Raw genomic sequence first — 13,097 nt, 5'->3', positions numbered from 1 at the left:
CTTCATTTCCCTTGGGTACTAAGTGAGTCAAGGTGAGATCGTGAATGTTTTTTGAGCTAACGAACGGATCGATTTGACGATCACTTTTAGCTGTGATCATATACGCTCTTTCCTCTAAAAGACCTAACGCCATGCATCTCGATGAATTCAAAGAACACTTTCAAACAGTGACTGATAAACGCAGTCAGCAAAGGTAACCTACTGCTTGTTTGAGGTTCTATTCGGGTCATTATGCGCCGTGATCGCAGGAGCCAAAGGATGGTTCGACATTCGAGAATATATCCTTGGTCATCATGATTGGTTTAAGCGTAATGGCATGTTTATTAATGATATTCCTGCAGATGATACTATTGCTCGTATTGTTTCTAAGATCGAGCCACAACCATTCCATGAATGCTTTATTAACTGGATGTCAGCAGTACATGCGCTTACCGATGGTCAAGTTGTTGCGATCGATGGTAAGACCCTCCGAGGCTCTTATGACCGCGAGGACCGAGCGAGTACGATCCACATGATTAGCGCATACGCCAGTGCGAATAAACTGGTGCTTGGTCAGTTTAAAACGTCGCAAAAGAGCAACGAAATTATCGCGATCCCTGAGCTGATAAAACTTCTTGATATCAAAGGTGCTTTAGTCACCATCGATGCAATGGCGTGCCAAACAAAAATAGCCAAAACCATTGTTGAGCAAGGCGGCGATTATCTATTGGCTGTTAAACAAAACCAAGGCACCTTGCGCAAGGCGATAGAGAGTGCATTTTCCGAGCAGCGCGGGGCGAAACTTCAAAAAACCGAGTTTGAAAAAAGCCACGGACGCATTGAGTCTCGAAAGTGTTATGTCATTGATAGTAAAGAGCTAGATGGAGACTTCTCGAGATGGAAAAATATTGAGAAAGAGATCATGGTTGAGAGCTTTCGTTATGACAAAGATCGTTCAATCGAGCTCGAATACAGGTATTACATTAGCTCCAAAAAACTTAGTGCAGAGCAAGCTGCATCGGCCATACGAGAGCACTGGGGCATTGAGTCAATGCACTGGGTTCTAGACGTTACAATTAAAGAAGACGAGTGCCAAATCTACAAAGATCACGGCGCGAAAAACTTATCTTGTTTACGACATATCGGCCTGAATATGTTACGTAAGGAGCCAACAAAGCTGAGCATCGTAGGTAAGCAAAAGCGCTGTATGATGAATACAACTATGTTGGAGGCCGTACTTAGTGCTGGTTTAAGCGCAGTGAGCAAAAACTAAACACTCATGCGGTTGCCCTGCTAAGTGAGTCCGTGGGTAACAGCTGATAATAAAATGAGCTGCTAGTTTGTGACATTTCGCACATAAAAAAAATAGAAGAATCATCACATCAAATATCATAATTGCTAGTAACAAACTAATTTATACATAATGCATCAATACTGATTTGTTGGAAATGCTATCGACTAAGGAAGAAGAAACCTCATTGAACAATCATCAAGAGCATTGCCAAACAAGACTCGTTTGATAAATTCACATCAAAGCCTAACGCTCCATCTAGCCGTAATATAATGATCGTTACTCAGATTGGAATGTAAAGGTGAGATATCTAATTTAAAATGTAGCGATTAGCTTTAGTGAAATCACCAAATATAGTATGAGGTAAGTTATTTTAATTATTAGTAACTTCTAACGATATTTATTTTACAATTATTATATGATGTTAATGGAAAGCAAGCATGCCAAACAAAGAATATAGAAACATCAAACCTTGGGGTAATTACAAGCTTATCTCACTAAGCAACAATCAAGGTACAACTGTAGAGATCTCCGACTTGGGTGCTACTGTTGTCAACTTTTATGTTAATGATTCTAACGGTATCAAGACCAATATTGTTCTCGGATACGAAAATCCATCTGACTATATTAGAGGAAAATCTTACCTTGGTTGCGTTGTCGGTCCTTGGGCTAACCGAATCGCAAGAGGTAAGTTTTTGTTAGATGGTCATATCATTCAATTGGAAACCAATGAAGGAACCAATCACCTGCATGGTGGCAAAGCGAATATTGGCGCAAAATGTTGGGAAGTCATTCATACCAGTTCAGATTCCGTAAAACTTTCTTGCTCAACATTAGAAGGTGAAGCAGGTTATCCATGTGACATTGATTTTCATGTTGAATATCAATTAAGTAATAGTAATGAGCTTAGCATTACTTATTCCGCTTTACCTTATGGTAGAACCCCGATAAATATGACTCAGCACACCTACTTTAATTTAGATGATAGTGACACTATTGAAGGACATTCAATTAAGATTGATAGCGAACATTATCTTCACGTTGATGCAAATGCGATTCCAAATCAAATAAATTCCGTTCAATCTACACCGTTTGATTTGAGAAGACCAACTCTTATTCGTGAAAAAATTGATAGTGATAATCAGCAGTTATTGGCAGCTGGTGGTTTTGATCATTGCTGGGCACTAGACGGAAATATCATATCACGAGCCGCTTCAGTCGCCTCAAATAAATCTGGACTGAGACTGGATGTCTATACAGATCAGATTGGGATTCAGTTCTATTCCGGTAATTTTCTCAACGGCGAAAAGGGACGCCTAGGCCGTACTTACAAAGAACGAGCAGGTTTATGTCTGGAAACACAATGCTATCCAAACCAAGTAAATATGAAATATAGCGAAGCCTGTATATTCAGCGATAGTAACAAATATCAACATAAAGTTATTTATAAGGTAACTGCTGATTAAATTAGCCAGCTCTTACAGTAATAAACATTAACCCTTTGAGTATTTATAATGAATAATATCCCAACGATCAATTTAGGAATTGTAGCAGTAAGTCGCGACTGCTTCCCTCTAGCCTTATCTGAACAACGCCGCAATTCTGTCGTGCAACAATGCCATGAGATAAATCTAAAAATCAATGAATTACAAACTATCATTGAGAATGAAACTGACATGTTAGAGGCATTAAACGAGGCAAAACAAAAGTCTATTAATGCACTGGTTATCTACTTGGGCAACTTTGGTCCTGAAGGTCCGCTATCGCTGATGGCACAAAAGTTTGATGGTCCTGTCATGTTTGTTGCGGCGGCAGAAGAGTCTAGCTCTTGTTTGGCAGACGCACGCGGCGATGCTTATTGTGGGATGCTTAACGCTTCATACAGTGCCGGACTCCGTCATGTCCGTCCACATATTCCTGAATACCCAGTTGGTACACCGGTACAAATTGCACAGATGATTCACGATTTCGTTCCGGTTGCCCGCACCATCTTGGGTCTTAAGGGACTCAAGATTTTTAGCTTTGGTCCTCGACCACAAGATTTTGTCGCTTGTAATGCCCCAATTAAACCTCTGTTCGATCTTGGGGTTGAGATTATGGAAAATAGTGAATTAGATCTGTTTGATTTATATCAACAAGCCGAAGGGCATCCAGATATTCCATCTATCATCGCCGATATGAAGGATGAACTAGGCGACAGTAATCCCTATCCTGATCTGTTACCAAAACTTGCGCAATATGAAGCTGCATTGTTGGATTTCCACAAAGCAAATCTTGGCGCTTCCACTTTTGGTATTTTTGCCAATAAATGCTGGCCTTCCTTTGAGAAGTTTTTCGGATTCGTCCCTTGTTATGTTAATGCAAGACTGGCCGAAAGAGGCATCCCTGTAGCCTGTGAAGTCGATATCTATGGTGCATTGTCTGAATATATGATCACCTGCGCCACATCTCAGCCAGCAACGCTGTTGGATATCAATAATACGGTTCCAAACGATATGGTTGAAAACCATCAGCATGAAATGGGAAAGTATTCCGCTAAAGATCTATTTATGGGTTTCCACTGCGGAAATACGGCTTCGAGTTGCATGAAAAACTCCCAGATTAAGTTCCAAAAGATCATGCATAGTTTGATGGAGCCAGGTAAAGAACCCAATATCACTCGCGGCACATTAGAGGGACAGATAAAACCAGGTCAAGTGACATTATTTAGACTGCAAACAACTGCGGATACCAAATTGCGCTCCTATATCGCACAGGGGGATATTCTTGATATTGATCCACAGTCGTTTGGCTCAATTGCTGTGTTTGCCATTCCAGAAATGCAGCGATTTTATCGCCATGTCTTGATTCAAAAACGCTACCCTCACCACGCTGGGATTGCGTTCGGTCATGTTGGAAAAACACTTTACCAAGTATTAAACCTGCTCGGTGTTGAAGAGATTGATTATAACCAACCTCTTTCTGAGCGTTATCCAAACGAAATCCCATGCAGCTTTATCAGCTAGCACTATTGTTCGTAAAGACAATATGCCTATTTTTTATCTCAATTTTCTTTAAAGGATAGTTATGAGTAACCAACTAACTCAGCTTAAGTCTCTTACTACTGTTGTCGCTGACACCGGAAACATTGGCTTAATTCGTCAATATCAACCAGAAGATGCCACCACCAATCCATCTCTGATTTTACAAGCTGCGCAGCTCGAGGAATATGCTCCCCTCATTGAAGCGTCGGTACAATACGCCAAACTTCAAAGCAGTGACCAAACGCAGCAAGTACTTGATGCCTGTGACATGCTAGCTGTCAATATTGGCAAAGAGATCCTACAAACAATTCCAGGTCGCATCTCTACTGAAGTCGATGCTCGCCTCTCATACGATACCCAAGGTAGCGTGACCAAAGCGCGCCAATTGGTAAAACTATATAACGATGCAGATATTGGCAATGAGCGCATCCTCATTAAGTTGGCCGCCACTTGGGAAGGTATCAAAGCTGCCGAAATTCTTGAGCAAGAAGGGATTAACTGTAACCTGACTCTATTGTTCTCATTCGCGCAAGCCCGAGCATGTGCAGAAGCTGGGGTGTTTCTGATTTCTCCTTTTGTTGGTCGCATTATGGACTGGCATAAAGCCAAAGAAAATCGAGAGTTTCTAGGCTGTGAAGACCCGGGGGTTATCTCTGTTTCTAAGATTTATCAATATTACAAACAACACGGCTATGACACTATCGTCATGGGTGCGAGTTTCCGTAATACCAGCGAAATCATCGAACTTGCGGGTTGCGATCGCTTAACAATCGCCCCGTCTCTTCTTGCAGAACTTGAAGCAACTCAAAGTCCAGTTATTGCAAAACTGTTCAAACCAGAGAGTACCTCTGATCGACCTGAACCGATGACACACGCACAGTTCCTTTGGGAACATAACCTTGATCCTATGGCGGTTGAAAAGGTGGCTGAGGGTATCCGCAACTTTGCCATCGACCAAGGTAAACTTGAGGCAATGATCGCCGACAAACTGTAAATTTTCATACCACGTGGGGGGGCAGTCTCGGTCCCCCTTATATTCAATTTAATTCCAATATCACAACGGGTAATCATATGGATCGCAAACAACTGGCAAATGCTATTCGTGCATTGAGCATGGATGGAGTACAACAAGCTAACTCAGGTCACCCTGGTGCACCAATGGGCATGGCAGATATTGCCGAAGTTCTCTGGCGTAATCACTTAAATCATAACCCAACCAATCCGGACTGGGCCAACCGTGACCGTTTTGTACTGTCTAACGGACATGGCTCTATGTTGATCTATTCGTTGCTGCATTTATCTGGCTACGATCTGTCAATTGATGATCTGAAAAACTTCCGTCAGTTACACTCTAAAACACCGGGGCATCCAGAATACGGTTATGCACCCGGCATCGAGACGACAACAGGTCCTCTTGGTCAAGGCATCACTAATGCGGTAGGTATGGCGCTTGCGGAAAAAGCCTTAGCCGCACAATTTAACCGACCAAACCACAACATTGTTGACCACTTCACCTATGTATTTATGGGTGATGGCTGTTTAATGGAAGGTATTTCTCACGAAGCGTGTTCTCTTGCTGGCACGTTGGGTTTGGGTAAACTGATTGCATTTTGGGATGACAACGGCATTTCCATTGATGGTGAAGTAGAAGGTTGGTTCTCTGACGATACACCTAAACGCTTTGAATCATACGGTTGGCACGTCATTGCTAATGTCGATGGACATGATGCTAACGCTATTGATAACGCGATAAAACTGGCTAAGTCCGACTCTCGTCCAACATTGATCTGCACTAAAACCATCATTGGCTTTGGTTCACCGAATAAATCGGGTTCGCACGATTGCCATGGTGCGCCACTAGGTGCAGAAGAAATTGCAGCAACACGCAAACAGTTGGGCTGGGAATACGGACCGTTTGAGATCCCTTCTGACATCTATTCGCACTGGGATGCTAAGGAGTCCGGAACCGCTAAAGAACTAAATTGGAATGCTCAGTTCGCAGCTTATGAAGCGTCGCACCCTGAACTAGCCGCTGAGTTTACCCGTCGCATAAACGGTGAGCTTCCCTCTGGATGGGAACAAAAAACCACTCAAATTATCGCCAACCTTCAGTCCAATCCTGCAAATATAGCCTCGCGTAAAGCCTCACAAAACGCTTTGGAAGCATTTGGTGCACTGTTACCTGAATTTATGGGTGGTTCCGCCGATCTTGCTCCTTCTAACCTAACTATGTGGTCTGGTTCTAAATCGTTAACAGCAGAAGATTTTGCGGGCAATTATATCCATTATGGTGTTCGTGAATTTGGTATGACCGCGATTATGAACGGTATCGCTCTGCATGGTGGCTTTGTGCCTTACGGTGCTACATTCTTAATGTTTATGGAATATGCGCGCAATGCACTACGTATGGCTGCTCTGATGAAAGCGCAGAACATTCAAGTGTATACTCATGATTCTATCGGGCTTGGCGAAGATGGACCAACCCACCAGCCTGTCGAGCAAGTTGCTTCGTTGCGTATGACGCCAAACATGAGTACATGGCGACCATGTGATCAGGTTGAATCAGCCGTTGCTTGGAAACTTGCCATCGAACGCAAAGATGGGCCAACCGCACTAATTTTCTCACGTCAGAACTTGGCACAACAACCCCGAAACAGTGAACAACTGGTCAATGTAGCGAAAGGCGGTTATGTGCTGCTTGATTGTGCTGATAAACCCGATCTTATCTTTATTGCAACAGGCTCTGAAGTCGAACTCGCGATTGAAGCCGCTACATTGCTGGCTAAAGAAGGTCAAAAAGTGCGTGTTGTTTCCATGCCATCGACTGATACTTTCGATAGACAGAGTGATGCTTACCGTGAGTCAGTATTGCCTGCCAGTGTTACAGCTCGAGTGGCGATTGAGGCGGGCATTAGTGACTACTGGTACAAATATGTAGGTTTGCAAGGACGTGTTATCGGTATGACAACATTTGGCGAATCAGCACCAGCTGATGAGCTTTTCAAGCTGTTTGGTTTCACGGTCGACAATGCGGTGAGCACAGCGCGCGCACTTCTCAATTAAATGTGACGATTAACCGCGATAAATAGCACTCACCATACGCCACCACTGCATTCAGTGGTGGCGTTTTTACTCTATTAGCTAATATTAAGCTAATCATTAGTCTACTTCCGGCTGATTACCGAGCGAGAATAGGCGCTGTTAATGGAATAGCCGATATCCGTGGTTGACTCGGTATTAAGTAGCGTGATGAAAGGTAATCTATAAGGGATTGAACAAAAGATAAACGCAGGCAGGTGGAACGCCTGCCTTTTCTCCTCAGAGAATAGACAGGCGGCTAGATTAATTAGAACTGGTCTTTTAGCTTGTGATAAATCGCCTGATATTGGGCGCGCTTTTGTGCATAAAGTGCGTGTTTTTCCCTATTTGGTTCATGTCTCTGTACCAACTCCGGCACCGGACATACTTGCTCTACAGTACTCTCCTTATTGACACCTAATATCGCTAAACGCGCAGCCCCAAGCGCTGGACCAACTTCACCACCTTTACGATAAACAAGTTCCATACCGACTATATCAGCGAGCATTTGGCGCCAGTATGAACTTCTTGCTCCGCCACCGATTAATGAAATTTCTTCAGGGATATTTTTGGTCACGTGCAACGCATCAAAACCATCAGCAAAAGCAAAACCTACCCCTTCTAATACTGCTTTCACCAAATCAAGCTTTGTTGTTGTGTGGGTTAAACCGAAGAAAACACCTTTCGCGTTCGGATTATTGTGTGGTGTTCTTTCACCAGACAAATAAGGTAAGAAGATCACGTCACCTTCACTAATGTTACCCGCTTCCACTTCCGTCAGCATCGTACCTACGTCATCAAAGCCCGTGAGAGTCGCCACCCACTGCAAACAAGATGCGGCACTCAAAGTCACTGACATGGTGTGCCAAGTTTTAGGCAATGCGTGGCAGAAGCTGTGCAGTGCAGAATCCGGGTTGGCAACACGTCCATTGCTCACGGCAAAATACACCCCTGACGTCCCTAAAGAGAGCATGGCTTGTCCTGGATTTGTAATACCTACACCCACTGCACCTGCGGCATTGTCACCTCCACCAGCTACGACAGGAACTTGTTTCATTCCCCATGCTTTTGCAACATCAGCGCTCAGCACACCCGTGATTTCACTCCCCTCAAACAATTTAGGCATCTGGCGCTCAGACAAGCCGGTTGCTGTCAATAAATCAACGCTCCAGCGACGCGACGCGACATCCAACCAACAAGTGCCCGCTGAATCGGACATATCGGACGCATAATCACCCGTCATTTTGAATCTTAGGTAATCTTTAGGAAGCAATACTTGGTCAATTTTAGCAAATATCTCAGGCTCATGGTTTTGTACCCACTTCAGTTTTGGTGCCGTAAATCCGGGCATCATAATATTGCCAGTGATCTCACGAGCGTTAGGTACAAGTAACTCTAACTCCTGACACTCTTGAGCGCAGCGACCGTCATTCCAAAGAATGGCAGGTCTTAGCACTTGACCCTGTGAATCAAGAAGTGTCGCTCCATGCATCTGACCAGATAAACCAATACCCTTCACCTGAGCTAAATCGACTGACTTTGCCAATTCTGCTACTGTGTGGCATGTTGCATCCCACCAATCCTCTGGGTTCTGCTCTGACCAAAGTGGTTTTTCCCTAATTACGGACAGTTCGCCACTTTTCGAAGCAATGATTTCGCCATCTTTGGACACTACAATCGATTTTACACCCGAGGTGCCAAGGTCGATTCCGATATACATAGCCATTCCTCACTTTAATTATTTGGTCTACAAATTAGTAACGAGTATTCATTGATGCATATTCCCTCTCAATTACGTTATTTCGTAGCGAAGTTTCGCGATTTAACGACTGCGTCATAGATCACATATCATTGATAGTTCTATTGTTAAGATCCGAAAAAAAATAACTGACTTACCAGAAAGCATTAAAATTTATGGAAAAGCACTATAAAATCACCTTGTTATTTAACGCCAATAAGGTGTACGACCGTCAAGTCATGTCAGGGATCGGAGAGTATCTACAAGCTTCGCAATGCGCTTGGGATATCTTTCTTGAAGAAGATTTCGTGACACATTTAGAGAGCTACCACGAATGGAAGGGGGATGGCGTCATTGCCGACTTTGATAACCCTGAGATACAACAATTACTTGCTGATACTGATATCCCTGTCGTTGCCGTCGGTAGCTCTTATGTCAATGAAGATAAGTATCCCAATGTTCCCTACATTGCAACAGATAATAAAGCGATCGTTGAAATGGCTTTTCAACACCTAAAAGAAAAAGGTTTAGAAAACTTTGCTTTCTACGGTATACCTCACAATGACAGCAATCGCTGGGCATTAGAACGAGAAAAAGCATTTCATGAAATTATTGATAGAGAAGGCTATAACGGCTCAGTCTATAGAGGTAACGAGACTCACCCTCATACGTGGCAATATGATATGAACCGATTGGCGGATTGGTTACAAAGACTCCCCACACCCACAGGTATTATTGCTGTTACCGACTCTAGAGCTCGTCATATCTTACAGGTGTGTGAACACGTTAACTTAATGGTTCCTGATAAAATGACCGTGATCGGTATCGACAATGAGGAGGTTACCCGCTACTTGTCTCGCGTCTCACTTAGTTCTGTCGGTCAAGGCTGCCAACAAATGGGCTACAACGCAGCCAAAAAGCTTCACCGCTTAATCAACTTGCATGAAAAAGGAGATGAACAAGCCATCAATAAAATGAAACAGAGCCGACTCCTTGTGTCACCAGTCAAAGTTTATGAACGACAAAGTACAGATTACCAAGCGCTTAAAGACCCTTACGTGATCCAAGCAATGCACTTTATTCGGCATAATGCATGCAAAGGCATTAAGGTTGACCAAGTGCTGAGCCATATCGGAATTTCACGCTCTAACATGGAGGGAAGATTTAAAGAGGAACGTGGACACTCTATCCACCAAGAGATCCACAACGCAAAGCTGACTCGAGCCTGTACGTTACTCAAGAGTTCGTCGCTTCCGATTGCTGAAATTTCCGAATTGTGCGGCTATCCTTCTCTACAATATATGTACACGGTATTTAAGAAAAACCTTGAGAAAACACCAAAAGAATATCGAGATTCTCATTAATCACTCGATACGTTGAATTAAATAATTACGTTCCAGATGAAATAAAAATTTTACTAACATTCTCTTTCACTAGGAAATTAGGACCTCTATTTTGGGGCCATCGTCAATAACTTCTCAATTACTTTTATACATCTTAGAGTCGCACAATCGGAGTTAGTGCGACTCTTTACACTCGCTTCCAATAAGTTAGTGTTTATTTCTGATATTTCATACTCAAAACCATTGTGTTTGAGAGGAAATTCATATCTAGCCGACCTGTGATTATCTACGCTAACACTCACCGCTGTTGCTTGCCAAAAATTAGACTCTATTAGGATAGAACCTCGACTACCTATAATAGTAAAAGTATTAGGTAAATCGCATTCAAAGCTACAGGTAAAAGTCGATACAACACCACCAAAATCAAGCTCTGCATCACAACTAAAATCGACTCCTGTAGATGCTTTGGTGATCGACGCTTTCATTGTAGTGGGTGCTCGGTCTAGCAGGTAATCCGTAAGCGAAATACAGTAAATACCTATATCGTAAATTGCTCCACCCCCTAATACAGGATCCAATAAACGACTGTTCTCATCCTTAGGAGCTGTAAAACCAAAGGTGCTGTCTAGGCGGGTCACGATACCTATTTCGCCATTCACTACTGCTTTTTTTACCCATTGCCAGGCGGGCAAAAATCGTGTCCATAATCCTTCCACTAACAGCAAATTTTTCTGCTTTGCTAGTTCAAATAGAGTTTTGCTTTGCACATATGTCATAGTTAGCGGTTTTTCACACAGTACTGATTTACCATTTTCTAAAGCTAGTTTAGATAGTTGATAATGTGTGTGATTTGGCGTGGAAATGTAGACTATGTCCACCTCATTGTCCTGAAGTAGCTGTTCATAATTGTCATAACAAACTGGAATGTTGTGCTGCTGTGCAAATTTTTGAGATCGACTTCGACTGCGACTCGCCACGGCATAAACACAACCATCGTTTACCGCGGAAAAAGCAGAAACAAAGTTATTTGCAATTTTACCCGGACCGATGATTCCCCACATTATTGGTTTCCGACGATTACTGACCATCAACTTTTCCTCCTTTCTTATGCGATAAAAAAGCCCTACTTAAAAAGTAGGGCATAAAAGTTTATCGAAACCGATAAACTGGGGGTAATATCAACTATTTCGTTTCAAGTTCAAGCGAAATTTCTTGCAATTTTTTGTTGTCTAACTTGTAAAGTAACATCAAGAAGCCTAAAGAGATGAATGTCACTCCGGGGATTACCGTATATAGCATATTAATCGAATATATCGCGATATCAGACTGGATTTCAGCGCCCCCTACGTATCCAGCCCAAGCTAATATCCATCCTACAGCCGCACCACCAATAGCAATACCCAGTTTAATTGCAAATAAATTAGTGGAAAATACCATGCCACTTAAAGTACGATCACTTCTAGTTTTTTCATAATCTACAATATCCGACATCATGCTCCATAAAATCGGAGTAGTACTCATTTGCACAACACCTAAACAAATAACTAACACAAAGAGTAATGTGATATTTTCGGCAGCTACAAAGAACATCAATCCTGATAAAAAACCAGACACTATAATTAATATCCTATAGATAGTTGCTTTATCGTAATTCCCAAGTAATGGTGCTGAAATCATAGCTCCAATAATATTGGCGATCATACCAACGACCATAAATTGGGTCGCTAAATCGGGGCGCTGCATAACAGAGTTAACATAGTACATTGTTGAAGCACCCTTAAGAACAACTCCTGTTAACAGCACTATATTGACAATGAATAAAACGCGCCACTGATTATTTTTTAGTAATAATTTCAGATCATTAAAAGCTGTTTGTTCCATTTGTTTCTCAGGTAAACAACGCTCTTTAGTATTGGCAAAACTATAAAAAAACAGGGCAATCGCTCCACCTCCCATCACTGCCATTGCACCTAGATAGCCTTTTTGCGTATCACCTTGTCCAATAAGTTCCACTAAGGGTAAAGCTATAAGCGCCACGACTAAACCACCTGCTGTACTAAGCGCAAAACGGTACGACTGTAGCGATGTCCTCTCTTTGGAATTATTAGTTAACGTATTTGCCATTGCACAATATGGAACGTTGATCGCTGTGTACATAAGTGTGAGGAAAATATAGGACACATAAGCATAAATCACTTTACCTGTCGCCCCAAAGTCGGGAGTATAAAATGCTAGCATACATGCAATTCCAAACGGCACTGCTATCCACAATAAATAGGGGCGATAACGTCCATATTTTGAGCGCGTTCTGTCGACAATAGATCCCATTATAGGGTCGGTAACTGCATCAATAATACGTACTAATAAAAACATAGTCCCCATATGAGCCGGTGATAAACCATAGATGTCTGTATAAAAATACGCCAAAAATAACATCACAGTCTGCCAAACAAAATTACATCCCGTATCTCCAAGACCATATGCAGCTTTTTCTTTGACTGACAGTTTCGCACTGTTCATACTTTACTCCTGATAATTTTGTTACTTATATTTTCTCCGTTTATTAATGTCATTTCAACTTATTCAAATTTGTAATGTGCTTATGTAATCTTTTTAATGTGAAGCAGATCAATTACTGAAAATTA

At 42.3% G+C, this 13,097-nt stretch carries 8 protein-coding genes and 1 pseudogene; 6 read left to right on the top strand and 3 right to left on the bottom strand.

The genetic code is table 11. The features are described from left to right. The first annotated feature begins 131 nt into the window (after positions 1 to 131). The 5 genes and pseudogenes from L9Q39_RS14020 (at position 132) to tkt (ending at position 7,356) form a co-directional block, all read left to right on the top strand. Positions 132 to 1,252, top strand: a pseudogene (locus L9Q39_RS14020) (ISAs1 family transposase). Positions 1,253 to 1,710: 458 nt separating this feature from the next. After that, entirely contained in the window at positions 1,711 to 2,736 is a 1,026-nt protein-coding gene (locus L9Q39_RS14015) for an aldose epimerase family protein (RefSeq protein WP_237485733.1), read from the top strand. Positions 2,737 to 2,784: 48 nt separating this feature from the next. Next, positions 2,785 to 4,275, top strand: coding sequence for an L-fucose/L-arabinose isomerase family protein (locus L9Q39_RS14010; protein ID WP_237485732.1), 1,491 nt, complete (start codon positions 2,785 to 2,787; stop codon positions 4,273 to 4,275). Positions 4,276 to 4,336: 61 nt separating this feature from the next. After that, the gene (gene tal, locus L9Q39_RS14005; protein WP_237485731.1) at positions 4,337 to 5,287 is read left to right on the top strand and encodes a transaldolase; all 951 of its coding nucleotides are present in this window, start codon (positions 4,337 to 4,339) and stop codon (positions 5,285 to 5,287) included. Positions 5,288 to 5,364: 77 nt separating this feature from the next. After that, positions 5,365 to 7,356, top strand: coding sequence for a transketolase (gene tkt / locus L9Q39_RS14000; protein ID WP_237485730.1), 1,992 nt, complete (start codon positions 5,365 to 5,367; stop codon positions 7,354 to 7,356). A 283-nt stretch (positions 7,357 to 7,639) separates the two neighbouring features. On the opposite strand, the gene xylB is transcribed toward tkt, so the two are convergent. Then, positions 7,640 to 9,091 (bottom strand): xylulokinase, encoded by a 1,452-nt coding sequence (gene xylB, locus L9Q39_RS13995; RefSeq protein ID WP_237485729.1) that lies wholly within the window; start codon positions 9,089 to 9,091, stop codon positions 7,640 to 7,642. A 194-nt stretch (positions 9,092 to 9,285) separates the two neighbouring features. On the opposite strand from xylB, the gene L9Q39_RS13990 reads away from it, so the two are divergent. Continuing rightward, positions 9,286 to 10,473, top strand: coding sequence for a XylR family transcriptional regulator (locus L9Q39_RS13990; RefSeq protein ID WP_237485728.1), 1,188 nt, complete (start codon positions 9,286 to 9,288; stop codon positions 10,471 to 10,473). A gap of 86 nt (positions 10,474 to 10,559) precedes the next feature. Here the strand turns inward: L9Q39_RS13990 and L9Q39_RS13985 are convergent, their stop codons facing one another. Then, a complete protein-coding gene (locus L9Q39_RS13985) occupies positions 10,560 to 11,540 on the bottom strand; it encodes a Gfo/Idh/MocA family protein (protein WP_237485727.1) in 981 nt (326 codons plus the stop codon). Positions 11,541 to 11,634: 94 nt separating this feature from the next. Next, positions 11,635 to 12,972 carry a glycoside-pentoside-hexuronide (GPH):cation symporter gene (locus L9Q39_RS13980; protein ID WP_237485726.1) on the bottom strand — a complete coding sequence of 446 codons (1,338 nt, stop codon included), beginning with the start codon at positions 12,970 to 12,972 and terminating at the stop codon, positions 11,635 to 11,637. Between the last annotated feature and the right edge of the window lie 125 nt (positions 12,973 to 13,097).

Origin of the sequence: Vibrio hippocampi (genome assembly GCF_921292975.1) — a bacterium.
In the GTDB taxonomy this organism is placed as follows: Bacteria; Pseudomonadota; Gammaproteobacteria; order Enterobacterales; family Vibrionaceae; genus Vibrio; species Vibrio hippocampi.
The sequence above is the reverse complement of the archived record's forward strand: the minus strand, read 5'-3'. Positions and strand labels throughout refer to the sequence as shown.